Genomic DNA, 25,351 nt, shown 5'->3' on the forward strand with positions numbered 1-25,351 from the left:
TCTTAATTCTTAATTCTTAATTCTTAATTCTTAATTCTTAATTCTTAATTCTTAATTCTTAATTCTTAATTCTTAATCCCGTTCGCCAAATATACTACTTCCAACCCGAACCATGTTGCTCCCACATTGTATGGCTAAGGTATAATCGCCACTCATTCCCATACTAATGGTTTCCGGTTTAAAGTTAAAGGATTTATGCAATTTTAATGCATCAAATGTGGTTTTTAACAATGTGAATTCTTTTTTTATTTGATTTTCATTTTCGGTGAAAGTCGCCATTCCCATAACACCCACAATTTGAATGTTTTTTAATTCTGAAAAGGCTTTTGATTGTAGCAAATCGGAAGCTTCAGTGGGTAACATTCCAAATTTTGATTCTTCCGAAGCTATTTTTATTTGAAGCAGACAATCAATAATTCTATCATGCTTTTTAGCTTGTTTGTTTATTTCTTTTAACAATTTAAAATTGTCAACCCCATGAATTAAGCTCACAAACGGTGCCATGTACTTTACTTTGTTGCTCTGTACATGCCCAATCATGTGCCATTTTATATCCTTTGGCATAGCCTCGTACTTTTCAACCATTTCCTGAATTTTGTTTTCACCAAAAATGCGTTGACCCGCATCATAGGCTTGCGTTAAATCTGCAACAGGTTTGGTTTTTGAAACAGTTACTAAGGTAACATGCTTTGGTATTGTGGATTTTATGTGGATTAGGTTTTGTTGTATGCTCATTTTTTTAGTTTTCAGTCGCAGTCGCAGTCGCAGTCTCATTAGTCTGAAAACTGTGACTGCGACTGTTTACTTATTTAATAAATTGCTTCGCAATTTTTTCAGCTTTTTTACTTTCAGAATAATCATAGAATCCTTCGCCAGATTTCACTCCAAGTTTACCTGCCCTAACCATATTTACCAATAACGGACAAGGCGCATATTTAGGGTTTTTAAAACCATCGTACATCACGTTTAAAATAGACAAACATACATCCAATCCAATAAAATCAGCCAATTGTAAGGGCCCCATAGGGTGTGCCATCCCTAATTTCATAACCGTATCAATTTCACCAACGCCAGCAACCCCATTGAACAAAGTTTCAATGGATTCGTTAATCATAGGCATTAAAATACGGTTGGCAACAAACCCGGGGTAATCGTTCACTTCAACAGGTGTTTTGCCTAAAGTTTCAGATAATTCCATAATGGTTTTGGTAATAGCATCACTGGTAGTGTAACCACGAATAATCTCAACCAATGGCATGATGGGAACGGGATTCATAAAATGCATCCCAATCACCTTGTCAGGTCTATTGGTTACGGCTGCAATTTGCGTAATGGAAATAGAGGAGGTGTTAGTAGCTAAAACGCAGTCTTTATCGCAAACCTCATCCAGTTGTTTGAAGATTTTTAATTTTAAATCGACGTTTTCGGTGGCAGCTTCAACTACTAAATTTACATTTTTAACACCGTCATTAATGCTGGTAAAAGTCGTAATATTTTTAAGCGTGCTTTCTTTTTGAGCATTTGTAATGGTTTCTTTGGCAACCATTCTATCCAAATTTCTAGTAATGGTAGTCACTCCATTTTTAAGTGAAACGTCACTAATATCAATAAGATGGACTTTAAATCCGCTTTGTGCAAACGTATGGGCAATCCCGTTTCCCATGGTACCCGCACCAACTACAGCAATATTGTTCATTAAAAAAGTCAAATATTAAAAGTTAAAGGTTAAAAGTAAGTGCTTCTTCGATCACCCGTCTTCGGTCATCCGTCTCCCGTCCTTCCGTCCTATTTAAAACAAGCAATAATCTGCGTAGCCACCCGCAAAGCCTCCGTCCCATCATGAAGTGTTACCTCGGGAGCCCTGTTGTTATTAATAGCATTCGCAAACGATTCCAGTTCATCCAAAATGGAATTATTGTTTGCTACATGCGGATTATCAAAATAAATTTGTTTTTTCTCGCCTTCAGCATTTTGAAGCACCATATCAAAATCACCTAGACTTTCCGGGGCATCTTTCATTTTTACCACTTCGCACTTCTTATCTAAAAAATCAACAGAAATGTAAGCATCCTTTTGAAAAAACCTTGCTTTACGCATTTTTTTAAGCGAAATCCTACTAGCTGTTAAATTTGCTACACATCCGTTTTCAAACTCAATACGTGCATTGGCAATATCGGGCGAATTGCTAATTACAGCAACCCCACTCGCACTAATATTTTTTACTTTGGACTTTACGACACTTAAAATAATATCGATATCATGAATCATTAAATCCAATACCACGGGCACGTCGGTACCACGCGGATTGAATTCCGCCAACCGGTGCGATTCTATAAACATGGGACTCTTAATCTCGTCCTTTACAGCCAAATACGCTGGGTTAAAACGCTCCACATGGCCCACTTGCCCACGCAAATTGTGTTCCGCCAAAAGTTCCCGAATGTGCTCCGCCTCTTCAACGGTATTCGTTATGGGCTTTTCAATAAAAATATGTTTACCCTTAGCAATCGCCTGTTTTGCGCACTCGTAATGGGATAGCGTGGGGGTAACAATATCCACCACATCCACCGCATCAATAAGGGCATCAATCGAATCAAAGAATTTATAACCAAATTCCGCCTCCACTTTTTTACCACTTGCGGTATCGGCATCATAAAAACCAACAAGTTCGTATTTTTCAGATTGTTTAAGAAGTCTTAAATGAATTTTACCAAGGTGGCCAGCACCAAGTACACCAGCTTTTAGCATCATATATTACGTTTTTAACAAAAATAAGATATTTAACACACGAATTTAAGTATTCCGCACGAAATTTTCGTTAAAAATTATTTGGGCGTTCCCCTTCGGGTCGGGCTTTTCGCGCTACACGGTAGCTTGCTTCAATCCCTAACGCGGGTCTATTTGCCAAATACATGCTTTCTTCTATGTTTTCGGTCTATTTATAAAAAACTCAACAATTATTTTTTCAACTAAATTCCAAAAATGATGACATTAAAACAACCTAAAATTAATTCCTATTTAAACTTTTTAAGCTAAAAATGTTTGACTAATTTTAGCCATACAAACCACACCAACTTTGAAAGACACTTTTAAGCATAAAGGATTACGCCAACAATTAGTTAACATCTTAAAAAACAAAGGCATAATAGATGATGCCGTTTTAAATGCCATTGGTGCCGTACCACGGCATTTGTTTATGGATTCCGGGTTTTTAGACCATGCCTACCAAGATAAAGCGTTCCCTATTGCGGCAGACCAAACCATCTCGCAACCTTACACCGTGGCATTCCAAACCGAACTGCTACAAGTAAAAAAAGAAGACAAAATTCTGGAAATAGGCACTGGTAGTGGTTACCAAACAGCTGTTTTATGCCAATTGGGCGCTAAAGTGTACAGTATAGAACGCCAGCAAGAACTGTTTAAAAAAACAAGTAAGTTTTTGCCCCAATTAGGGTATCGTGCAAAAAAACTCATTTTTGGCGATGGTTACAAAGGCTTAAAAGAAGAAGCACCTTTTGATAGTATTATAGTAACCGCTGGTGCGCCGTTTGTGCCGAAACCCTTGTTAAGTCAGTTGAAAACAGGAGGCAGATTGGTAATTCCTGTGGGCGACGATGTGCAAATTATGACTCTTTTTATTCGAAATGGCGATAAGGAATTTGAACAGCACGAGTTTGGCGAATTCAGGTTTGTACCACTTTTGGAAGATAAAAATTAAGTTCCAAAGTTCAAAGTTTCAGGTTTCATCCGTTTTCGGTCACACCTCACCCGTCTTCGGTCATTGGTCACCCGTCTTCGGTCATTGGTCACCCGTCATCTACCCTCTATCCCCATGCGGCAAATACGATCTAGGAATCGGATTTCTGTAAGTTTCATTATCCCAAAAAATATTTATGATCCACCAGCGTTTCCCGTCGTTTAGCAATTGGATGCTGTTGATACCGCGCATAAATGGTTTTTCATCGGTTTTGCTGTAAAAGGATTCGAAGGTACTAAATACATGCGCCATATTGCCATAAGCATCCACGGTTCTGTGTATTTCGTTTTCAATAAAACCGGTATCGGTCATCCACTTTCCTGAACTTTTAATATAATCGTCAGGTTTCATATACCGTACTTGAAATTTATAATCATCATCCTTACCGGAAGTAATCAATTTCGCGTCTGGATGAAATAAAAACTTAAAAAGCGTCCAATCCCTTTTTGCGCCTTTTTCCCCGGAAATCACTTTGTACAGCGAGTTTATGGTTTGGTCTATGGTAGATACGTTTTCAGTATAATCCGTTCCCGGGTCTTTTTTAGCTTGCCCTTGCGCATGTGCAAATAAAAATATGTTTAAAACAATTAGGAGATATTTTTTCATCATTTTAAAGTGATTATTTAAAGTTTTTCTTGATTCTATCCAAATCGCGTTTACTGTCGCGGTCTTTTATGGTTTCGCGTTTATCGAACAACTTTTTACCTTTTGCCAGCGCAATATCCAATTTAGCAAAGCCCTTTTCATTAATAAACAAGCGCAACGGAATAATGGTCAGCCCCGAACTTTGCACTTCCTTTTGCAATTTTTTAAGTTCCCGTTTTGTTAAAAGCAACTTCCTTTCAGCCTTTGGTCGGTGGTTGTAATAATTGCCAAAAGCATACTCCTCAATGGTAGCATTTATTACAAAAAGCTCACCTTTTTCATTAAACTCACAAAAACTTTCAGCAATAGAAGCTTTACTGCTCCGTATCGATTTTATTTCGGTGCCCGTTAGTACAATACCAGCGGTGTACTTATCTAAAATCTCGTATAGAAAGCGCGCTTTTTTGTTCTGTATGTTTATGTTTTTTTGCATCGACCACAAAACTACATAAATTTATGAAGTTTGTGTTTATCATTTAAAAATTATCGATTAATCAAAAATCATTACCCAAAAATCGTAAATCGTAAATTCATTTTTAAGAACCATTGCCTTCCCACAAAACATTTGTATTTTTGTTTTATTAATAAAAGAACCTCAATATTATAATATGAATTCATACGATGTAGCCATTATAGGCTCAGGTCCAGGAGGCTATGTTGCCGCCATTCGTTGCGCACAATTAGGCATGAAAACTGCCATTATAGAAAAATATAGTACCCTTGGTGGTACGTGTTTAAATGTGGGTTGCATACCAAGTAAAGCACTATTGGATTCTTCGCACCATTACGAAGATGCGGTTAAGCATTTTGAGGAACACGGTATTGATATTCCTGGGGATATTAAAGTGAACCTTGAGAAAATGATTGCCAGAAAACAATCGGTGGTGGATCAAACTACGGGTGGTATCGATTTTTTAATGAAGAAGAACAAGATAGATGTCTATCAAGGTTTAGGAAGCTTTAAAGATGCGACCCACATCATTATTAAAGGGGAAGAAACCATTGAAATTGAAGCTAAAAATACCATTATAGCCACTGGAAGTAAACCATCAAGCTTACCCTTTATAACCATTGATAAAGAACGTATTATAACATCTACCGAAGCATTAAAACTAAAAGAAATACCAAAACATTTAATCGTAATTGGTGGTGGTGTTATTGGTTTGGAATTAGGACAAGTTTACAGACGTTTGGGTGCAGAAGTTACGGTAATTGAGTATATGGATCGTATTATTCCTACCATGGATGCTGGACTTTCAAAAGAATTGAACAAAGTTTTTAAGAAGGCAAAATTTAATATGGAAGTATCCCATAAAGTGAAATCTGTGGAACGTAAAGGTGACGAAGTCATCGTGAAAGCAGATAACAAAAAAGGGGAGGAAATAGAATTTAAAGGCGATTATTGCTTGGTTTCTGTTGGGCGTCGTCCATATACAGATGGTTTAAATGCCGAAGCTGCCGGTGTCAAATTAACCGATAGAGGACAAATTGAAGTCAACGACCATTTACAAACAACTGCCAAAAATATTTATGCTATTGGCGATGTGGTAAAAGGCGCCATGTTAGCGCACAAAGCCGAAGAAGAAGGCGTTTTTGTTGCAGAAACATTGGCGGGACAAAAGCCACATATTGATTACAACTTGATTCCGGGCGTGGTTTACACGTGGCCAGAAGTGGCTGCGGTTGGTAAAACCGAAGAACAGTTACAGGAAGCTAAAATTGAATACAAAGTCGGGTCTTTCCCTATGCGTGCTTTAGGTAGAAGTAGGGCGAGTATGGATTTGGACGGATTCGTTAAAATTCTAGCAGACAAAAAAACCGATGAAATTTTAGGTGTGCACATGATAGGCGCCCGTGCAGCCGATATGATTGCAGAAGCAGTTGTTGCCATGGAATTTAGAGCCTCCGCAGAAGATGTTTCGCGTATAAGTCATGCACATCCAACCTTTACAGAAGCTATCAAAGAAGCGGCTTTAGCTGCTACTGGGGATAGGGCTTTGCATATTTAGGATAAAAGAATTTGGGAATTATTTGTTAGTTTTAACACATTGAAAAAAGCCTATGAGAAAATTTTCAAGTCCAGTAATACAAGCATTAAACAATTACGTTTACATTTATTCTCATCCAGTTACAAATGAAATATTTTATGTCGGAAAAGGGAGAGGGAATCGGATTTTCTCACATTTGGATGAGCAAAGCGACAGCCAAAAAGTAAAGTATTTAGCTGATTTAGTTTTAAGTGGACTTAAACCCAATCTTGAGATTTTAATTCATGGATTAGAAGATGAAAAAACCGCTTTCAGAGTCGAATCATCAATAATCGACTTGATTGGAATTAAAAATCTGACTAATAAACAAAGTGGATATAAAAGTGCAACATTCGGAAGAATGTCATTAAAACAAATAAATGCACTTTACGACAAAGAAAGTATTGAAATTGACGAAACAGCAATCTTGATTAGAATTAATCAAGCATTTCGTTATACCATGAGCGAAATCGAACTTTACGATTATACACGTGGCCATTGGGTTTTAAACCCAGAAAGAGCAAACAACGCAAAATTCGCATTTTCTGTTTATGAAGGAATAATTCAAGAGGTTTACGAAATTGTAAACTGGTACAAAGCAGGCACAACTTATAACATTCGGCAAGGAAATGAAAATATAAAACGGAATGAATTAGAAGATTTAGAAACTCGATACGAATTTATTGGAAATCTTGCGTCCGAATATATTAGAGAAAAATATAAATTTAAATCTGTTGAGCATTATTTTAAACGTGGAAACTCTAATCCAATTATGTATAAAAATGTTTAGACCAATGTGCTACAATACCCCCGTGCTAGCGCTCGTTTGTAACGAGTGCCGTCACAGATATTAAATAAGAAAACAGCAGTAATTATTGCTGTTTTTGTATTTTTGGGTATGAGCAGAAAGTATAAATTTCACTTAAGTACATGACAAAATTTTAAATAATAAGTTCAAATCATTAAAAATGAGCTCCTTAATAATTCCTCCCCTTTTTTTAAGGGGAGGTGCCGATAGGCGGAGGGGTTAACGATAGAAGCTATTTAAATATCAACGAACTGTTTTTGTCATGTACTAAAAAATTTCACAATAAGCAAGGCTTGTATTTTGTAAGTTTTGCCACGGTTTATTGGATAGACGTTTTTACAAGGCAATTATATTTTAACGTTTTAGCAGAAAGCATTGCATATTGTAGAGCAGAAAAAAGGCATGGAGCTTTATTGTTATTGTTTCATGCCAAGTCATATACATTTTATATTTAGGTCTGCAAATGATCAGCCCATGGAGTTATTGCGAGATTTTAAAAAACATACTGCTAAAAAAGTTATTGAAGCCATAGAAAATAATCCACAAGAAAGCAGAAAAGAATGGTTGTTATGGATGTTTGAGCAGGCAGGTAAAAAGCAAGGTAATATATCAAAATATCAGTTTTGGCAACCTCTGCTAGCGCTCGTTTAAAACGAGTGCCGTTAAGAATGTCTCAAAACAACTCATTCAAAACCTTAGCTAAACGTATCCCTGCTTTTTGTAATTGGGTGCGAACGGTTTCAAAGTTATCATAAGAGTATTTATAACGTAAATTTTCATTGGGTTTTACGTTTGCATACACTTTTCTGGTCAGGTTATGTGTTTCATTGACCCAATCAATTAAACTGCCTTTTTGTATGGCTTTTACCTCCTGTTTATCTAACACATCGGCATTTTCGGCAAGTTCACTATAACTCATACCGTAACTATCAATCATTTCGCTATCCCAAACGGAATGCAAATTGGAATTTTTGTTAAACCATTGCAGCTTGAAACCGTTACCACCTTCATCTTCCGCAAGCCCTACATGCATGGGTTGGTGCAAATCGCCCATCAAATGGATTAACATTTTTAGGAAGAATGCCTTATCATCATCGTTGGTGGCTTTATCTTTTATGGTTTTTATGCAAAAGGTAATGCCTGTTACCAAATCGCCACTCGGATTTGTTTTGGAGGCATCATATTCCGATTCCAAAGGGATGTTAATGTAGTGCCAAGTGAAAAACCCATCAAAGAGTTTATCGGATTTTATTTCATCAGCGTATGTTGAAACGAAATCAAGTGATTGATTGTTCAGTAGTTTTTCTATCTTCTTTTTTGTGCACGATTTTAAATATTGTGAAGCGATTTTTCCAACCACACGATGTCCTGTGGCGCTCCAATCATCGGAGGCGTGCGATTCTAATGAAGTTAGCATTAAAAAGATTATGATAATTGAAATGAATATTTTCATTGGTAGAGTTATTAGTTGAAATTGTAGATTTTAGAGGGACTTCGGTTTGTTTATAAGGGTTATTAAGGTTATAAGTTTATTGGTTAATAGGTTTATGAGTTATTAAGACGTTCTAACTAAATAACTTATTAACTGTAAACAATTTCATTGCTTTTTTGGAATTTCATCCTTTTAATCCTCAACTTTTTTGACCGTACTTTTCCGTAAAACAAGCATGGGTAACGAAATACCCGCGGTTATAGAAATCAATATAAAAAACATGGTAAATCCGTTTGAAAATATGGAATCTATAAGAATCAATCTTTTACTGGGATCCTTTTCAATAAAAATAAAATTCATGACCGATAAAACGGTTTCATAAGCAAAATAGCCCGGAATCATGGGTATTACTGGCGGAACACAAAACACAACCGGTGGATGGTGTATTTTATGCGCTATGGGCACACAAACAACCGCCACAAAAAGCACTGCTATAAAGGTGGCCAATACAACATTTACATCAAATTTTAAGAGTGCAAATTTTATAAAGCCGGCAGAAAAACCTAAAACAAAAACGGTAACAATGGTTCCTTTTGGAATATTAAATAACAAACCAAACCCTAAGGCTGCCACTCCGCTCCAAGCAGCCACTTCCAATAATTTTAAAATAATTTCCAACATGTTAATTTAATTGAAAAATGAGCATGGTTATAAATAAGCCCAATGCCATGGCAAGCACCGTCATAAATCCCGTAGTAAATCGCACCATACCGTTAATTATGTTATTGTCCAGTAAGTCTGTAAACGAATTAATCAAGGCAACCCCCGGCACTAAATAAAGTATGGAGGTAGCCAAGGCCGTTTGTGGGTTTATGCCAATATGGTAAACAACCCCAAGTCCGGCAATGAACGAAGCAATTAAGGAACCTAAAAATATCCGAATATAAACGTTAAAATTTTGGCGATGTGTTAATTGAAAAACAATAAGACCAACAAGTGTGCTTATAAAAGCAACCAACATGTTCAAATAATCACCTCTAAAAATATTGCAAAAACCAGCCCCCGCCAAACTTACGGCCACAAGCACCAATAGTGTTGAATATTTTTTTTGGCTTGTTATTTTTTTTATTTCATTTGAAATTTGTTCCAAGGTCCAATTTTCGGTAGCAGCCTCCCAACTGGCTTTACTAATGGCGGAAATGATTGAAAAATTAATGGCATGTGGCGGGATGTTTTTTACGCGCGTACAGCTTTGCGTTGAATCTTCTTCATATAAGGTCATAACAATGCTTTTATGGCTTATAAAACACGATGTTTTAAAATTTAGCCCTAATGCAAATCGGTTGATACTTAAATTTACCCGTATGGTATTCGCTCCAGAAACCATAAGTAGTGAGGAAATTTCTAAAAGCAAATTGGTGGCTTTTATTAGTTCTTTTGAAGAATCCATAATGTTTAAAGGCAATAGATGGCTGCAAATTTAAACCTTTCATTTTTTATAGGTGCAAACAACCCGATGTAAATTTTAATTGTGAATAACTTTACTATTTTTGAATAGTATTTTGTGACTTTTTAAAAATACCCGTGTCATACTTACCAGTAACAACTAAACGAGCGCAAGCTACATTTGAAAACCCTTAAAAACACTAACGAACTTCCTGATGAAGATCTGGTTAAAGCCATTGTAAAAAGCAATGACACGTTGTTATTTGAGATTTTATATGATAGATACTCTAGGTTGGTGTTCAATAAATGCTACGGTTTTGCAAAAGATGAAGATGAAGCCAAAGATTTAACACAAGATGTGTTTTTAAAACTCTTTGTTAAACTGGCAAGTTTTAAAGCAACCTCTAAATTTTCAACGTGGTTATATGCGTTTACATATAACCACTGTGTTAATTATGTAACACGAAATACGGCTAAAAGAATAGAAAAGAAATCGGTGGATTATGCCGATATAGAAAACATTTCGGATGCTGAAGACGACAGTGGTTTTCTTGAAATGAAAGTAGAAAAACTACAGGCAGCATTAGAGCTTATTTCTCCGGATGAGAAAATGATTTTACTGTTAAAATATCAAGATTTTTTAAGCATCAAAGACATTGAAAGTGTTTTGGATATTGGCGAAAGTGCCGTAAAGATGAGGCTTAAGCGTGCTAAAGACAAGCTTATTGCCGTTTATAATGAGAACTTTAACTAATGGAAAATCCGTTTAAATATATAAACCAGCCGCTAAAGGAAGTTCCACCAGAACTTAAGGCTAAGGTAATGCACGACATTGCCATGGCTAAGTTGCTTATGGATTTAGCGGTACTGTTCTCCTATAATATTGGAAACGTAATAGATTCAGTTGTTAAAAGTAGAAAAAAATGAAATAAATAAAGTTAATTGTAACCAACCCACATAACCCTAACAGCAAACAACAATGGAAAAAGCATCAATATGGAAAGACATTGCCCTGGAATCCTTAACCAAAGTATGGTTTGAAATATCAAGTATATTCCCCAACATTATAGGAACTCTGGTCGTTTTAATAATTGGCTGGTTTTTTGCAAAATTGGCAGTAAGGATTATTAAAAAAGTATTGACCCTAGCAAAAGCCGACAAGTTAGACGACACCATCAACCAAATTGAAATCATTGAAGGTAAAAAGCTAAACTTCAATACCATTAAAATCGTGTCCGTTTTTGTAAAATGGCTCATTTATATCATGCTATTGATCATGGCGTCCGATATTTTAGGGCTACAAATTATATCACAGGAAATAAGTAATTTTTTAGCCTATGTACCCAAATTATTCGGAGCGCTTATCATATTTACAGTCGGATTATTACTGGCAAATTTCATAAAAAAAGGATTAAAATCTTTTTTTGAATCTATGGAGCTGTCAGGATCAAAAATCATCAGTCAGATCGTGTTTTTTATCCTTTTAATATTCATTTCCATTACGGCTTTAAACCAAGCAGGTGTAGATACGCAGATTATTACCAACAATATCACCATGATTTTGGGAGCGTTTCTTTTGGCATTTGCTTTGGCATTGGGTTTAGGGGCCCAAAAAGTGGTGGGTGATTTGTTACGGACTTTCTATGCCAGAAAAACCTATGAAATTGGTCAAATAATAGAATTCAATAACATAACAGGCGAAGTAATAGCCATTGACGGTATATCGGTTACACTAAAAACAGCACAAGGCAAGTTTATAATACCAATAAAAGATTTAGTAGAGAGTCAAGTACGCGTGCAGGAATAACTTTAAGTTAGGGTTAATTTGGTTGGTTACCTTTCTGTGCCCGGAAAAGCTCTCTACGTTTTTATCATCCCTTTTTATAATCTTGATACCAATCAGGAGGAAAAGGGATTTTTTTGTTTTTATTGATTTGAATTATCATTAAAAAAGTAAATTAGCTATTCAATTATTCAAAAACCACCTAAACCATGAAAAAGTTATTTCGTATTCTTCTTTCTTTACTTTTATTTACAGCATGCTTCGAACAAAGTACCGCTCAACAACAAGTACTTCCAAAAGTTTCTGCCAGTACTGTTGGAATTTCCAAAGAGCGACTTAACCGCATCGATTCTATGTTAGCCAGCGCTGTTAGTGACAATAAAATACCAGGTGCCGTTGCGTTAATTGCAAGACATGGTAAAATTGTTTACTATAAAGCCTTTGGTATGGCAAATAACGCATCTAACGAAACTTTGCAATTAGACCATATTTTTAGAATAGCTTCACAATCTAAAGCTATAACTTCTACAGCGGTTATGATGCTTTGGGAAGAAGGCAAGTTTAGTTTAGACGACCCTATTTCCAAGTACATTCCAGAATTTGGAACCCCACTTTTGTTGGAATCTTTCAATGAAGCAGATTCATCATACACCACCAAACCAGCCGAAAAGCAAATCACAATTAGAAACCTCCTTACGCATACATCGGGTATTGGTTACGGACAAATAGACGGTGATGCACAATTCAGAAAAATATATGCTAAAGCAGGTATTGTAGATTTATTTACTACTGAAGATATAAAAATTGCCGATAATATTAAAAAGTTGGCAAGCTTACCATTGCACCACAACCCCGGCGAAAAGTTTACCTATAGTGAAGGATTGGATGTGTTGGGGTATTTTGTTGAAGTCATTTCAGGAATGCCTTTTGATAAATTTTTAAAAACCAGAATTTTTGACCCTTTAGGGATGAAAGATACCCAGTTTTACCTCCCAGAAGCTAAATACAATCGGTTAGTAACTGTTCAAACCAAAGAAAATGATAAATGGGTAAAATACCCCGTAACCTTTTATGATACCGATTACCCAAAAACAGGTGCGAAACAATTTTTTTCTGGTGGTGCAGGTCTTACAAGTACCGCAAAAGATTATGCCACCTTTTTGCAAATGTATTTAAATAAAGGCGAACTTAATGGCGTTAGGCTTTTAAGCAGAACCACCGTTGAAACCATTTTAACCAACCAAATTCCATATATTTCTAAAGAGATACCTGCGGTTCATGGGTTAGCTTTTGGACTTGTAGATAAACAAAAACACGATTTAGGAGGTAGTGGTAGCGAAGGCACGTTTGAGTGGGGCGGCTATTTTAATACACAATATTTTGCTGACCCAAAAGAAGATATAATAGGCATTCTTTTAAAACAAACCCAAAAAATAAGTGATGATACCGCTGGAAAGTTTAGGGTTTTGGTAAATGCTGCCATTGCTGATTAATAAACAACTATTTATATTCTTAATTCCCTTTTCATAAATCTGGAAAGGGATTTTCTTGTCATTCCTGTGAAAGCAGGAATCCACTATACAACCTAAATTTTGAAAACACAATCAACTGCCAACTGAGACTGTAAACTGAAAACTACTTCTTCTTATTACGCTTATTATAGTTCTTATCGCCCCGGGTTTTAGGTTTTTTGTACTTTGCGGCAATTTTAAATTTATAGGAGCCTCCTTTATTTTCTTGAGAATTCTTTTCTGATTTTTCATGAAAGGCTGCCCCAATAGTTTCATCGCGTTTTATGGGGTTGTAATGCTCCTTTATTTTCGGACGTTCTTCTTCAATCAGTTCAGTGGAAACTTCAACATTTTCAGGGAAATTCAGTAGCGGAATACCCATTTTCATCAACCCTTCAATGTTCTCAATAAATTCCTGTTCACTTTCTGTTGAAAAAACAATCGCTTCGCCTTTGCGTTCCGCTCTACCCGTTCTACCAATACGGTGCATGTAGTTTTCGGGGTAATCGGGCGTATCGAAGTTTATAACATGACTGATGTAATCAATATCCAATCCACGCGCCATCACATCGGTTGCCACTAAAATACGGTTATCGCCATTTCTGAATTGCTCAATACTCCGCAGTCGGTAATTTTGTGTTTTGTTGGAATGGATAACGCACAACTCGTCATGAAACGTTTCGTCCAATTTTTCAAATAAACGGTCTGCCATTTTTTTATGGGCGACAAAAATCAACACTTTATTAAAACTTTCAGAGTCGCTCAATACGTGTTTTAGTAAATTAACCTTCGTATTAAAATTAGCCACATTATACCTCGATTGTGAAATATTTTCAAGCGGTGTTCCCGAAACGGCGATGGAAACGCGCTCCGGACTTTTAAAAAAATCATTAATCAACACATCCACATCTTGCGTCATGGTTGCGGAAAACATGATGTTTTGGCGTTTCTCTGGCAGGATATCGAAAATATTAATCAATTGATGCCTAAACCCTAAATCGAGCATGACATCCACTTCATCAATCACTAATTTTTGAATGGATTTCAGTTGCAATACCCTGCTTAAAGCTAAGTCGTAAAACCGGCCAGGAGTTGCTACCAATATATCCAAACCATTGGCAATGGCTTGTTTTTGGGTATTGATATTGGTGCCTCCATAAACCCCAAGTACACGGGTATTCATGTATTTCGCAAGTTTCTCAATTTCATCGACTACTTGTACAACAAGCTCCCGTGTGGGTACTAAAATTAAAATTCGTGGCGTTTCTTGTGTCGAAAACTTTAAATTTTTCAAAACAGGCAACATGTAGGCAAAGGTTTTTCCAGTACCTGTCTGAGCAATGCCTAACATGTCGGCTCCTGAGTTCACCACATTAAACGCTTCTGCCTGTATCGGCGTGGGCGAAGTAAAGCCTAAATCGTTTAGGGCGTTGTATAAAGGGGTGTTTAAATTTAAATCTTCAAAGGTCACGGGGCGCTAATTTAGTAGGCAAAGTTAAGCTTATTATTTTGGTTTAGACTAAACTCTTATTTGTTTCAGCAGGGTAAACGCATACTCTGTTAAAAAAACGCCACGAATACACTAATTTTTGAAAAATGTACAGATTTTTTTATTCGTGACAATTATCTTTACATCGATTTTTAGTTTTATTCGTGCATTCGTGGCGTACATTTTTTAGACCAAGCCCTTATTAATTTCAATGCTATAACGCGCTTTAAACGTGTCGCCAGCCTTCAATTTTAAAATACCTTCCTTGGTTTTAAAGTCTTGGTTGGTGTCTTCATAATCAGCAATTCCCAACCAAGGTTCAATGCAAACGTAATCGCCCGTGGGTTTCGCCCAAATACCCAAATATGGGAAATCGTTATAGCTAACCGATAGAATATTACCGTACAGCGTACTTTTTAATGTCACCTTTTTAGATTTCAAATCCTTAAAAATAAGGGCATCATCATTAAATAAATCATGGGTTAAAGGAATGTTATTGGATTTATTAAAAAGCGGTATTGCCAGAGAAGAAATAAGCCCATTTTCCATATTAATAAGATGCGTTTTAGAAGTTTCAGAATATTCAAATTCTAAAAAATAATCTTCATACTGTTCATTTTCAAACACAGGACATTTAAATGCAGGGTGTCCACCAACCGAAAAGTACATGGTTTTGGTATCCACGTTCTTTACGGTATAAAGCACTTCAATGATATTGTTTGTAAGTGTATAAGTAATGTAAAACTCAAACTTAAAAGGATATAGTTTTAAGGAAGCTTCACAATATAACAGTTTAAAAGTCAAACTTTTTGGTGTCTGTTCGTGTAAAACCACGTCTTCATTATTTCTAACGATGCCATGTTTTGGCAGTTTATATTCTTGTTTTTCAAAAACATAGGTATCATTTTTTAAGGCACCAATAATAGGGAATAGGTTAGGGGCAAAACTACCCCAAACAGTCGGGTTGGCATCCCACATAAATTCCGTTCCGTTTTTTACCGATGTGATTTGGCATAACTCGGCACCTGTTTTTTTAACGGCAATTTTAAGTTTATTGTTTTCTAAAGTGAACATATATTCTGATTTTTAAACTAAAGTGCAAAACTTGCAAATTTTTAAGGATTCTAACTAACTTTACAGCTTAAATTTTAGTGTTGAGAACAACTTATATTCATAAAGTAGAAGATTCCGAAGCATTTAAACACCAATTGTTAATGTGGAGCCAGCAATTTGATGATGTTGTTTGGTTGGATTCCAACAACTACCAACAAAACCATTCCAAATACGATGCGGTTTTAGCTGTGGATGCCTTTACAAGTATCCAAACCGATTTTCACAATGCTTTTGAGCAACTAAAAGACTATCAATCTATTACAAAAGACTGGATTTTTGGTTACTTGACCTACGATTTAAAAAATGATGTTGAGCCTTTAAGATCCCATAATCATGATGGTTTGGAATTTTCAGATCTGTACTTTTTTCAACCTAAAAAACTATTCTTTTTTAAAGGAAACCAAGTGGAAATCCACTATTTTAAAATGGTTGATGATGAATTTGAAACTGATTTAAAAGCGATTAAACTCATACACCCATCAACCCATCAACTCATCAACGATTCAGTAAAAATAAAACTCCGTATCCATAAAGAGGACTATTTTGAAAAAATAAACAACATGCTCGCCCACATCCATCGGGGCGATATTTATGAAGCTAATTTTTGTCAGGAATTTTATGCTGAAAACACCCAGATAAACCCTTTGGAAACTTACAATAAACTCAACGGTATTTCAAATCCGCCATTTGCCACTTTTTTAAAGTGTAACGATAAATATGTGCTGTCCGCTTCCCCAGAGCGCTATTTAAAAAAAGAAGGGAACACCGTTATTTCCCAACCCATTAAAGGAACAACAAAACGATCTTTTGATAAGGTGGAAGACGAACAATTAAAAACAGAATTATTAAAGAACGAAAAGGAACGCAGCGAAAATATTATGATCGTGGATTTGGTGCGCAACGATCTATCCAAAACCGCCATAAAAGGAAGTGTTGAAGTAGAAGAGTTGTGCAAAATTTACACGTTCGATCAAGTGCACCACATGATTTCGACGGTAAAATCTAAAGTTGAAAGCAATACAAACCCAGTTGATATTATAAAAAGCACCTTCCCGATGGGAAGTATGACGGGTGCGCCAAAAATTTCCGCCATGAAAATTATTGAAGCATTGGAAGAAACCAAACGCGGAATCTATTCCGGTGCTGTTGGGTATTTTTCACCGTCGGGCGATTTCGATTTTAATGTGGTCATTCGCAGTATTTTATACAATGAAACCAAAAAATACGTGTCCTATTCCGTTGGTGGTGCCATAACAGCAAAAAGCGACCCGCTTAAAGAATACGAGGAGTGTTTGGTTAAGGCCAAAGCCATGCGACAAGTGTTGGAAGATCAGTCCAAATGATCTTTAAATTTATTTATAACTTCTTCATAAATAAATTCCACCCGTTTTACTTCCATGGATTTCACTTTGGCAATATCTGCAAAACTTAATTTTCCGAAACTAAGTAAATCGATAATGCTCGAAACGTTCAATGGCAACCAACTGTAAAGGCTTCCTAAAATTTCTTTCGATTTGTTTTCCGATACACCTTTCGTTTCAAAAGAAGATAAAACGGAATTATCCTGTTCGGCATATAAAAACAAATGCTTTTGATGGCCGTTTTGTTGATACGAAATATCGTTTAAATCTTCATTCATAACATAGTCGAAACCGTCATCAATCGTGTATTTTTCTTCCAAACCATCCAATTCCTCTTCCAAAATACTGTTGGTGCTTATGGTGTTTTTATGAAAAGCCTCTTGTTTAAAAAGGCTATTTAATTCATCATCCGCATATTTGAAAAGTTTCAATTTTAATGCATGGGTGTCTATATCAATATTATAACCGTTCCCATAAAATTTAGCGATGCTTTCATCAATGATCCCATTCGATGAATACATGTTTTTAGGAAGAACACCGGTAGATTCTGCTATATAAAGCCTATGTTTTACATAAGGATGTAATTGTTGCGATACGGAAACCACTTTTTTATCGAACGCGGTTTGTGTTGCTTTTTCATTTAATTTGTCTGTTGAACTCATAACCCATGTGTTAAAATGATTTTCTAAATTTACGAAATTATGTAGAATAATATATGATGAAATTCATTTTCCATTGAAGAGCAGTAATTAAAACTTTGAGACTTTGCGACTTTGCGAGACCAAATAAACCTTAACTTTGAAGCATGCTAAACGCTTTTCAAGCCCACATAAATTCAAAACCTTTGTTTTTAAAAAACAGCAAGTTGCTTATTGCTATTTCTGGTGGCATAGATAGTGTTGTTTTAACGCATTTATGTTATAAAATGGGATTGGATATTGCCTTGGCGCACTGTAATTTCAATTTAAGAGGTAAAGAAAGTGATGCCGATGAAGATTTTGTACTAGAACTTGCAGAAGACCTCGAATTAGAGGTTTTTATTGAAAGTTTTGACACCAAGGCTTTTGCCAAAGATGAAAAACTTAGCATTCAAATGGCGGCAAGGGAGTTAAGATACCATTGGTTTTTAGAACTTACAGAACAATTAAAGTTTGATTATGTTTTAACCGCGCACCACGCCGATGATAATTTGGAGACTTTTTTCATCAATTTATCAAGAGGTACCGGTTTGGATGGGTTGTTGGGCATTCCAGAAGTTAACAATCATATTGTCAGACCCTTATTGCCTTTTTCCAAAGAGGATATTGAAAGTTATGCCAAAAAGCATCAATTAAAATGGCGGGAAGATAGCAGCAATGGTTCTACCAAATATTTAAGGAACAAATTGCGACATGACGTGATACCGGTTCTTAAAGAAATAAACCCCCATTTGCTACAAAATTTTGCTAAGACCCAAATGTTTTTAAAGGATTCTAAATGTATTGTTGAGGATAAAATTTTAGATGTTTTTAATAAAGTTATAAAACCAATGGACGATTCTACTTTTTCTTTGAACATTGAAGAAATCAAGAAGTTAAATCATCCAAAAACCTATTTATATGAACTTTTAAAGGATTTCGGATTTACAGAATGGGAAGATGTGGTTGATTTATTGGATGCACCATCCGGAAAATACATAAAAACAAATACGCACCGCTTGATAAAAGACAGGGATTTTTTATTGTTGAGCGTAAACCAAACGGATAAAACCCAAATCATCCATATTTCAGAAACTTATAATATAGTTGAAATCCCATTGGGAACATTGTTTTTTGATGAAGCCGATGCCATTTTGGAAACATCGAAAACCGTTATCTATGTGGACAAAGATGTTTTGAAGTTTCCTTTATCCATCAGAAAATGGGAAGAAGGCGATGTGTTCTATCCCTTAGGAATGACAGGAAAAAAGAAGTTAAGCAAATACTTTAAGGACGAAAAATTCTCAATGTTGGATAAAGAAAACGTATGGTTGCTATGTTCAGATGATGCCATTGTTTGGGTGATAGGAAAACGAGCGGATAACAGATTTAAGGTTACTGAAAACACAAAACAGATATTAAGAATAGAGTTGAAATGATAGTTATTCCTGCATAGGAAAGAATCTACTTAAAAAACATGAATTTAAATGCATGAAAATTTTAAAATTTATCTCAAATTATTAATAAGTCACTAAACAATTCCTCCCCTTTTTTCAAGGGGAGAGCTTGTGCCTAATTTATTTCGGTATGCCGATAAGCGGAGGGGTCAACAGTAGCAACAATTTTAATAATTAAAAGGTATTTTTGTCATGTACTAAAAAAATGGACATACAAGGAAACATAGTAGACATCCAAAACAAACGCATTTTTAAAGGTGAAGTCACTTTTGATAATGGAAAAATTGTTTCCATCATTGAGAAAAACCACGATGTAGAAAATTACATCCTGCCCGGTTTTGTAGATGCCCATATCCATATAGAAAGCTCCATGTTAGTGCCTAGTGAATTTGCACGAATAGCAGTCACGCATGGTACCGTAGCAACGGTTTCCGATCCCCATGAAATAGCCAATGTTTTGGGAATTGAAGGCGTAGAATTTATGATTGAAAACGGTAAAAAAGTGCCGTTTAAATTCAATTTTGGTGCGCCATCGTGTGTTCCGGCTACGACTTTTGAATCCGCTGGATCGGTCATTGATTCTGAAGCCGTAAAAAAGCTTTTAGAAAACCCAGACATCAAGTATTTAACAGAAATGATGAATTACCCCGGTGTTCTATTTAATGATGCCGAAGTGATGAAAAAAATAGCTTGGGCAAAACACTATAACAAGCCAGTTGACGGACATGCTCCCGGATTGAAAGGAGAAAATATTTCCAAATATATAAATGCAGGCATTTCAACCGATCACGAATGTTTTACCCATGAAGAAGCTTTGGAGAAACTTCAAAAAGGCATGAAAATCTTGATTAGGGAAGGAAGTGCAGCCAAAAACTTTGAAGCATTAATAGATTTGGCTTCGGAGCATTTTGAAAACATGATGTTTTGTAGCGATGATAAACATCCTGACGATTTAATAGTTCACCATATAAACAAACTTTGCGCAAGAGCTGTTGCCAAAGGCATTGATGTTTTTAAAGTATTGCAAATGGCATGTGTAAACCCTGTAAAACATTATAATTTAGACGTCGGTTTATTGGAAGTTGGCGACTTTGCAGACTTTATTGTGGTTGAAGATTTAATTAACTTTAAAACAATTCAAACCTATATAAATGGCGAATTGGTTTTTGATAAAGGCAAATCTTTAATAAAACCAGTAGCTTTTAAAAACCTGAATAATTTCAATTGCAGTAAAAAGGAAATTTTAGATTTTAGATTTGAATCTTCAGCAAAAAAAATCAGGGTCATTGAAGCTTTGGACGGGCAATTGGTAACGAACGAATTGATTGAAGACTCACTAATTGTTGATGGGAATTTAATTTCCAATATCGAAAAGAATATTTTAAAAATGACGGTTGTAAATCGGTACCATCCCGATAACTATCGGGATGAGAAACCAGCCATCGCATTCATTAAAAATTTCGGATTGAAAGAAGGTGCGATAGCATCCTCTGTTGGTCACGATTCGCATAATATTATTGCCGTGGGTGTTTCAGATGAAGCTATTTGCAAAGCGGTTAATTTACTTATTGAACATAAAGGCGGTATTTGTGCGGTTTCCAATCCCGATAGCTATCGGGAAGAAGGAAAAATTCTAGCATTGCCAGTTGCAGGAATTATGAGCGATCAAGACGGTGTAACTGTTGGGAAACACTATGCACAACTCGATGCCATGGCAAAACAATTAGGAAGTAGATTGCATGCACCGTATATGACCTTATCTTTTATGGCGTTGTTGGTTATTCCATCGTTAAAATTAAGTGACAAAGGACTTTTCAATGGCACGGATTTTAAGTTTACGACTGTGGAATATGATTGAGTTATAACACAGAGATGCACAGAGAAAACACAGAGATACACTGAGATTTTCTCGCAAAGGCGCAGAGACGCTAAGCTGTACAGACTAAAAATATTTAATTAGTAACAAACCAACTGAAAACTGAGACTATAAACTGATATTTTCTCGCAAAGGTGCAAAGCTGAGAAACCAAAAAAAACAATTAAAATCATTAATAAACCAACTGAAAACTGCGACTGCGACTGTCAACTAAAAAAATGCCTATATTAGATTCCACTTACAAGCCACCATTCTTTTTTAAAAAAGGATTTGTTTCAACCGTTTATTCAGGTTTAATTAGACGTGTTTCTTTGATACAAGAACGGGAACGCATCACTTTAAACGATGGCGATTTTCTTGACCTGGATTGGAGTTTTTCAAAAGAAAAAAGCAACAAACTCATCATCTTGCTCCACGGGTTGGAAGGTCATGCGCAACGGCCTTATGTAACTGGGGCTGCAAAATTATTCAACAATCATGGTGTGGATGCTGTTTGTGTGAATTTTAGAGGCTGTAGTGGCGAAGATAATTTAAAGTATCGCAGTTACCATTCTGGATCTACTGAAGATTTGGACGAAGTAATAAACCATGCACTTTTCGAAAAAAAATATACAGATATTTATCTGAAAGGTTTCAGTTTAGGAGCCAACATCATCTTGAAATATTTGGGAGAGCGAGAATCTGTTCTTTCGGAAATAAAAGCAGCTATTGCCGTTTCGGTGCCTTGTTATTTGTACGGTTCTGCCAAAGAATTACACACTTTTAAAAACATATTGTTTCACGACCGGTTTAAAAAACATTTGATCAATAGATTGAAAATCAAACAAAAACACTTTGCTAATGATTTAACGGTTGAAGAAATAGCCTCCATAAAAACGTTGTACGATTTTGATAACGTTTACACCTCGAAAGCCCATGGTTTTAAAGATGCATTGGATTATTATGGGCAAAGCAGTTGTTTGCAGTTTCTTCCAAATATAAAAATACCCACCTTGATAATCAATGCGCTTAACGATTCATTTTTGTCCGCTGAATGTTACCCCGTAAAAGAAGCCAAACAAAACCCGAATTTGTATTTGGAAATGCCAAAATTTGGTGGTCATGCCGGTTTTATTGATAAAAAAAATGTTTATTATAATGAAAAGCGGGCTTTGGAGTTTGTACAAAGCGTTTAGAAACAAAGACCTCACAGATTTTAAAACATAAGTGTGCGGAAGTTGAAAATCTTTGATAACCCGTTCCCCTCCTTGGAGGGGCTAGGGGTGGGTTTTATACAAAATGGTTCTATTAATTTACCTACCCCTAACCCCTTCCAAGAGGGGAATTAAATGAGGTTTGATTTTGATTAAAAGGTTTTTACCAACTATTTCGTCTATTTCATCCATTTTTTGTCAATATTTTGTCTTCCGAACACTTATGTTTTAAAATCTATGAGGTCTGCAAAATAAAACCGTATAATATTTAAGCAAAACTGAATCTTCATAAGATATGATTTTAAATATTTCATAAATACCTATATCTTTAAGAATATTTTTTGATTTTTATATGAGTACATCCGCAGAAGATAAAGCTAAAACACCCGAAAGTTTTTCAAATTTAAAAACGAAAACACCACCTAAAAACAGCGTGGGTTTCACATCCATAAAGGTCGTGTTAGGTCATGTTTCAAAATACATGAAACTTGGTGATGCTTTAAAAATATCTAAAAACCTGAATCAAAAAGGTGGTTTTGATTGCCCAGGTTGCGCATGGCCAGATCCAGACGATGAGCGTTCTGCATTAGGCGAATATTGCGAAAATGGTATGAAAGCCATGGCAGAAGAAGCGCAAAACAAAACCATTGGCGCTGAATTTTTTGCAAAAAATTCCGTAGATGAACTTGCAAATTTATCAGATTTTGAAATCGGAAAATCAGGTCGTTTATCAGAGCCTATGTATTTGCCAGAAAGAGCATCACATTATCAACCCATTTCTTGGGACGATGCTTTTAAAAAAGTAGGAACGCATTTAAATGCTCTAAATTCTCCAGATGAAGCGGTATTTTATACTTCGGGTAGAACCACCAATGAAGCTGCATTTCTGTACCAATTATTTGTGCGTGAGTTTGGAACATCTAACTTGCCAGATTGCTCTAATATGTGCCACGAAGCGAGTGGGAGTGCGTTAACCGAAACTTTAGGCATAGGAAAAGGTTCGGTGACTTTAGACGATTTGTACAAAGCCGAAGTGGTGATGGTAATTGGTCAAAACCCAGCCACCAACCACCCCAGAATGTTGACCGCTTTAGAGAAATGCAAGAATAATGGTGGTAGAATTATTGCTATTAACCCACTTCCGGAAGCTGGATTGATAAAATTCACGAATCCACAGAACCCCTTAAAATTATTAACAGGAGGCACGAAGCTTGCCGATGTGTTTGTGCCTATTACTATTAATGGCGACGTTGCATTCATAAAAGCATTACTTATTAAATTGCTCGAAAAAGAAGAGAAAGAAGGAGGCGTTTTTGATACCGATTTTATTAATGAATTCACGCATGGTTATGATGCGTTTGTTTCAGATTTAAAAACATATAATTTTGAAATTTGTTTGGAAGCATCAGGGGTTTCAAAAGCCATTTTTGACGATGTTTACGATTTAATTCTCAACAACAATAAAATAATTATTTGTTGGGCTATGGGTTTAACGCAACACCAAAATGCGGTCGATAATATTCGTGAATTGGTAAATCTATTGTTATTAAAAGGAAGCATTGGTAAAGAAGGCGCAGGCACCTGTCCGGTTCGAGGACATTCCAATGTACAAGGCGATAGAACCGTGGGTATTTGGGAGTCGGCACCACAAATTTTTTTAGATAAAATTGAAAATAAATATGGTTTCAAACCAAGCACAAAACATGGATTTTCTGTTATAGATGCGATTAAGGCGATGTACGGGAAAAAAGCCAAAGTGTTTTTTGGCATGGGTGGAAACTTCATTTCGGCGGTGCCAGATACACTATATGCGGCTCAGGCGTTAGCGAATTGTAATTTAACGGTTCATGTGAGTACAAAATTAAATCGTTCGCATTTAGTCACGGGCAAAGAAGCCTTGATATTGCCTTGTTTGGGACGCTCAGAAAAAGACTATCAAAAATCGGGGGTTCAATTACAAAGTGTAGAAAACTCCATGGGAATAGTATCGTCAACAAAAGGTGTTTTAGAACCATGTTCGGAAAAGTTGATAAGCGAAGTCGCTGTGGTTTGTGGCATTGCCCATGCCACTTTACAAGGACGAACCAAAATCAATTGGCTTCAATATAAAGACAATTATGATTTAGTAAGAAACGATATAGCTGAAGTTGTTGATGGCTTTACAGACTTCAATACCAAACTAAAACAGCCCTCAGGATTTTATTTACCTAATGGCGCACGCGTTCGGGAATTCAAAACAAAAACAGGTAAAGCTAATTTTTCATTGAATAAATTACCAGACTGGAAACTTAAAGATGAAGAGTTAATAATGATGACCATTCGAAGTCACGATCAATTCAATACCACGATTTACGGATTAAATGATAGATACCGGGGTATTTATAATGAGCGACGTATTATTTTTATGAACCGTGACGATATGGCAATTCGTGGTTTAAAAGAACAGCAAGTGGTGAATTTAAAATCGGAATTTAATGGTGTTGTGAGAGAAGCCCATAATTTTAAAGTAGTAGGGTACGATATTCCTAAAAATTGCTGTGCTACGTATTTTCCAGAAACCAATGTACTGGTGCCTTTGGATAGTTTTGCGCATACGGCTAAGACGCCTGCTTCAAAAAGTGTGATTGTTACGGTTGAAGCCATCTAGTGCTTAGTTTTTTTAAGATGCCCACCCTCCTGCAAGGTTTTAAAAACCTTGTAGGTATTATTTTAAATCAAAGTTTGAAATACTAAGTATTCAAAAGTCAATTGACCAATCAGCGGCCAATACATATTA

At 36.0% G+C, this 25,351-nt stretch carries 23 protein-coding genes and 1 pseudogene; 13 read left to right on the plus strand and 11 right to left on the minus strand.

Features of this window, described 5'->3' with window-relative positions; genetic code table 11:
• Positions 1-72: 72 nt before the first annotated feature.
• The 3 genes from ACU1LP_RS15860 to ACU1LP_RS15870 all read right to left on the minus strand — a co-directional run bounded on the left by ACU1LP_RS15860 (position 73) and on the right by ACU1LP_RS15870 (position 2,748).
• Positions 73-735, minus strand: coding sequence for a YggS family pyridoxal phosphate-dependent enzyme (locus ACU1LP_RS15860; RefSeq protein ID WP_445734677.1), 663 nt, complete (start codon positions 733-735; stop codon positions 73-75).
• A gap of 70 nt (positions 736-805) precedes the next feature.
• Positions 806-1,696: a 3-hydroxyacyl-CoA dehydrogenase family protein gene (locus ACU1LP_RS15865; RefSeq protein WP_445734676.1), complete on the minus strand. Its 891-nt coding sequence runs from the start codon at positions 1,694-1,696 to the stop codon at positions 806-808.
• Between the two features lie 89 nt (positions 1,697-1,785).
• Complete coding sequence (locus ACU1LP_RS15870; protein WP_445736775.1) at positions 1,786-2,748, minus strand: Gfo/Idh/MocA family protein; 963 nt, start codon at positions 2,746-2,748, stop codon at positions 1,786-1,788.
• 328 nt (positions 2,749-3,076) lie between these two features.
• On the opposite strand from ACU1LP_RS15870, the gene ACU1LP_RS15875 reads away from it, so the two are divergent.
• Complete coding sequence (locus tag ACU1LP_RS15875) at positions 3,077-3,718, plus strand: protein-L-isoaspartate(D-aspartate) O-methyltransferase (RefSeq protein WP_445734675.1); 642 nt, start codon at positions 3,077-3,079, stop codon at positions 3,716-3,718.
• Positions 3,719-3,817: 99 nt separating this feature from the next.
• Here ACU1LP_RS15875 and ACU1LP_RS15880 read toward each other — a convergent pair whose 3' ends face one another.
• Positions 3,818-4,366: a hypothetical protein gene (locus tag ACU1LP_RS15880; protein ID WP_445736768.1), complete on the minus strand. Its 549-nt coding sequence runs from the start codon at positions 4,364-4,366 to the stop codon at positions 3,818-3,820.
• A gap of 10 nt (positions 4,367-4,376) precedes the next feature.
• Entirely contained in the window at positions 4,377-4,835 is a 459-nt protein-coding gene (gene smpB, locus ACU1LP_RS15885; RefSeq protein ID WP_445736769.1) for an SsrA-binding protein SmpB, read from the minus strand.
• Between the two features lie 175 nt (positions 4,836-5,010).
• Between smpB and lpdA the strand changes: the two genes are divergently transcribed.
• From lpdA to ACU1LP_RS15900, 3 genes and pseudogenes are all read left to right on the plus strand, one after another.
• Positions 5,011-6,411: a dihydrolipoyl dehydrogenase gene (lpdA, locus tag ACU1LP_RS15890; protein ID WP_445736770.1), complete on the plus strand. Its 1,401-nt coding sequence runs from the start codon at positions 5,011-5,013 to the stop codon at positions 6,409-6,411.
• A 52-nt stretch (positions 6,412-6,463) separates the two neighbouring features.
• A complete protein-coding gene (locus tag ACU1LP_RS15895; protein WP_445736771.1) occupies positions 6,464-7,219 on the plus strand; it encodes an LEM-3-like GIY-YIG domain-containing protein in 756 nt (251 codons plus the stop codon).
• Between the two features lie 275 nt (positions 7,220-7,494).
• Positions 7,495-7,867: pseudogene (locus tag ACU1LP_RS15900) on the plus strand (transposase); the annotation flags it as partial.
• A 43-nt stretch (positions 7,868-7,910) separates the two neighbouring features.
• On the opposite strand, the gene ACU1LP_RS15905 reads toward ACU1LP_RS15900, so the two are convergent.
• The 3 genes from ACU1LP_RS15905 to ACU1LP_RS15915 all read right to left on the minus strand — a co-directional run bounded on the left by ACU1LP_RS15905 (position 7,911) and on the right by ACU1LP_RS15915 (position 10,119).
• Positions 7,911-8,654: a S1/P1 nuclease gene (locus ACU1LP_RS15905; RefSeq protein WP_445736772.1), complete on the minus strand. Its 744-nt coding sequence runs from the start codon at positions 8,652-8,654 to the stop codon at positions 7,911-7,913.
• Positions 8,655-8,861: 207 nt separating this feature from the next.
• A complete protein-coding gene (locus ACU1LP_RS15910) occupies positions 8,862-9,350 on the minus strand; it encodes a threonine/serine exporter family protein (protein WP_445732301.1) in 489 nt (162 codons plus the stop codon).
• Between the two features lies 1 nt (position 9,351).
• Complete coding sequence (locus ACU1LP_RS15915) at positions 9,352-10,119, minus strand: threonine/serine exporter family protein (RefSeq protein ID WP_445732302.1); 768 nt, start codon at positions 10,117-10,119, stop codon at positions 9,352-9,354.
• A gap of 177 nt (positions 10,120-10,296) precedes the next feature.
• Between ACU1LP_RS15915 and ACU1LP_RS15920 the strand changes: the two genes are divergently transcribed.
• The 4 genes from ACU1LP_RS15920 to ACU1LP_RS15935 all read left to right on the plus strand — a co-directional run bounded on the left by ACU1LP_RS15920 (position 10,297) and on the right by ACU1LP_RS15935 (position 13,391).
• The gene (locus tag ACU1LP_RS15920) at positions 10,297-10,869 is read left to right on the plus strand and encodes an RNA polymerase sigma factor (RefSeq protein ID WP_445734996.1); all 573 of its coding nucleotides are present in this window, start codon (positions 10,297-10,299) and stop codon (positions 10,867-10,869) included.
• Complete coding sequence (locus ACU1LP_RS15925; protein ID WP_445734995.1) at positions 10,869-11,042, plus strand: hypothetical protein; 174 nt, start codon at positions 10,869-10,871, stop codon at positions 11,040-11,042. Before ACU1LP_RS15920 ends, ACU1LP_RS15925 begins: the two co-directional genes overlap by 1 nt.
• Positions 11,043-11,094: 52 nt before the next feature.
• Complete coding sequence (locus tag ACU1LP_RS15930) at positions 11,095-11,922, plus strand: mechanosensitive ion channel family protein (RefSeq protein WP_445732305.1); 828 nt, start codon at positions 11,095-11,097, stop codon at positions 11,920-11,922.
• Between the two features lie 185 nt (positions 11,923-12,107).
• A complete protein-coding gene (locus ACU1LP_RS15935; protein ID WP_445732306.1) occupies positions 12,108-13,391 on the plus strand; it encodes a serine hydrolase domain-containing protein in 1,284 nt (427 codons plus the stop codon).
• A 142-nt stretch (positions 13,392-13,533) separates the two neighbouring features.
• On the opposite strand, the gene ACU1LP_RS15940 is transcribed toward ACU1LP_RS15935, so the two are convergent.
• Both ACU1LP_RS15940 and ACU1LP_RS15945 read right to left on the minus strand, forming a co-directional pair.
• Complete coding sequence (locus ACU1LP_RS15940; protein ID WP_445732307.1) at positions 13,534-14,880, minus strand: DEAD/DEAH box helicase; 1,347 nt, start codon at positions 14,878-14,880, stop codon at positions 13,534-13,536.
• A 204-nt stretch (positions 14,881-15,084) separates the two neighbouring features.
• Entirely contained in the window at positions 15,085-15,972 is an 888-nt protein-coding gene (locus tag ACU1LP_RS15945; RefSeq protein ID WP_445732308.1) for an aldose 1-epimerase family protein, read from the minus strand.
• A gap of 80 nt (positions 15,973-16,052) precedes the next feature.
• On the opposite strand from ACU1LP_RS15945, the gene ACU1LP_RS15950 reads away from it, so the two are divergent.
• The gene (locus tag ACU1LP_RS15950; RefSeq protein ID WP_445732309.1) at positions 16,053-17,354 is read left to right on the plus strand and encodes an anthranilate synthase component I family protein; all 1,302 of its coding nucleotides are present in this window, start codon (positions 16,053-16,055) and stop codon (positions 17,352-17,354) included.
• Here the strand turns inward: ACU1LP_RS15950 and ACU1LP_RS15955 are convergent.
• Positions 17,342-18,034 (minus strand): hypothetical protein, encoded by a 693-nt coding sequence (locus ACU1LP_RS15955; RefSeq protein ID WP_445736773.1) that lies wholly within the window; start codon positions 18,032-18,034, stop codon positions 17,342-17,344. The two genes, ACU1LP_RS15950 and ACU1LP_RS15955, sit on opposite strands and share 13 nt — an antisense overlap.
• A gap of 143 nt (positions 18,035-18,177) precedes the next feature.
• Between ACU1LP_RS15955 and tilS the strand changes: the two genes are divergently transcribed.
• The 4 genes from tilS to ACU1LP_RS15975 all read left to right on the plus strand — a co-directional run bounded on the left by tilS (position 18,178) and on the right by ACU1LP_RS15975 (position 25,222).
• Positions 18,178-19,488, plus strand: coding sequence for a tRNA lysidine(34) synthetase TilS (tilS, locus tag ACU1LP_RS15960; protein WP_445732311.1), 1,311 nt, complete (start codon positions 18,178-18,180; stop codon positions 19,486-19,488).
• Between the two features lie 223 nt (positions 19,489-19,711).
• Positions 19,712-21,364 (plus strand): adenine deaminase, encoded by a 1,653-nt coding sequence (gene ade / locus ACU1LP_RS15965; protein WP_445736774.1) that lies wholly within the window; start codon positions 19,712-19,714, stop codon positions 21,362-21,364.
• A gap of 236 nt (positions 21,365-21,600) precedes the next feature.
• Complete coding sequence (locus tag ACU1LP_RS15970; RefSeq protein ID WP_445734672.1) at positions 21,601-22,557, plus strand: YheT family hydrolase; 957 nt, start codon at positions 21,601-21,603, stop codon at positions 22,555-22,557.
• A gap of 370 nt (positions 22,558-22,927) precedes the next feature.
• Complete coding sequence (locus tag ACU1LP_RS15975) at positions 22,928-25,222, plus strand: FdhF/YdeP family oxidoreductase (protein ID WP_445734673.1); 2,295 nt, start codon at positions 22,928-22,930, stop codon at positions 25,220-25,222.
• Positions 25,223-25,351 lie beyond the last annotated feature (129 nt).

It is taken from the genome of Mariniflexile sp. (assembly GCF_052728615.1).

Coding starts and splice junctions, on each gene's coding strand:
- ACU1LP_RS15860 (WP_445734677.1), bottom strand. CDS start 735: ATGAGCATACAACAAAACCTAATCCACATAAAATCCACAATACCAAAG.
- ACU1LP_RS15865 (WP_445734676.1), bottom strand. CDS start 1,696: ATGAACAATATTGCTGTAGTTGGTGCGGGTACCATGGGAAACGGGATT.
- ACU1LP_RS15870 (WP_445736775.1), bottom strand. CDS start 2,748: ATGCTAAAAGCTGGTGTACTTGGTGCTGGCCACCTTGGTAAAATTCAT.
- ACU1LP_RS15880 (WP_445736768.1), bottom strand. CDS start 4,366: ATGATGAAAAAATATCTCCTAATTGTTTTAAACATATTTTTATTTGCA.
- smpB (WP_445736769.1), bottom strand. CDS start 4,835: ATGCAAAAAAACATAAACATACAGAACAAAAAAGCGCGCTTTCTATAC.
- lpdA (WP_445736770.1), top strand. CDS start 5,011: ATGAATTCATACGATGTAGCCATTATAGGCTCAGGTCCAGGAGGCTAT.
- ACU1LP_RS15895 (WP_445736771.1), top strand. CDS start 6,464: ATGAGAAAATTTTCAAGTCCAGTAATACAAGCATTAAACAATTACGTT.
- ACU1LP_RS15905 (WP_445736772.1), bottom strand. CDS start 8,654: ATGCTAACTTCATTAGAATCGCACGCCTCCGATGATTGGAGCGCCACA.
- ACU1LP_RS15910 (WP_445732301.1), bottom strand. CDS start 9,350: ATGTTGGAAATTATTTTAAAATTATTGGAAGTGGCTGCTTGGAGCGGA.
- ACU1LP_RS15915 (WP_445732302.1), bottom strand. CDS start 10,119: ATGGATTCTTCAAAAGAACTAATAAAAGCCACCAATTTGCTTTTAGAA.
- ACU1LP_RS15925 (WP_445734995.1), top strand. CDS start 10,869: ATGGAAAATCCGTTTAAATATATAAACCAGCCGCTAAAGGAAGTTCCA.
- ACU1LP_RS15930 (WP_445732305.1), top strand. CDS start 11,095: ATGGAAAAAGCATCAATATGGAAAGACATTGCCCTGGAATCCTTAACC.
- ACU1LP_RS15935 (WP_445732306.1), top strand. CDS start 12,108: ATGAAAAAGTTATTTCGTATTCTTCTTTCTTTACTTTTATTTACAGCA.
- ACU1LP_RS15945 (WP_445732308.1), bottom strand. CDS start 15,972: ATGTTCACTTTAGAAAACAATAAACTTAAAATTGCCGTTAAAAAAACA.
- ACU1LP_RS15955 (WP_445736773.1), bottom strand. CDS start 18,034: ATGAGTTCAACAGACAAATTAAATGAAAAAGCAACACAAACCGCGTTC.
- tilS (WP_445732311.1), top strand. CDS start 18,178: ATGCTAAACGCTTTTCAAGCCCACATAAATTCAAAACCTTTGTTTTTA.
- ade (WP_445736774.1), top strand. CDS start 19,712: ATGGACATACAAGGAAACATAGTAGACATCCAAAACAAACGCATTTTT.
- ACU1LP_RS15970 (WP_445734672.1), top strand. CDS start 21,601: ATGCCTATATTAGATTCCACTTACAAGCCACCATTCTTTTTTAAAAAA.
- ACU1LP_RS15975 (WP_445734673.1), top strand. CDS start 22,928: ATGAGTACATCCGCAGAAGATAAAGCTAAAACACCCGAAAGTTTTTCA.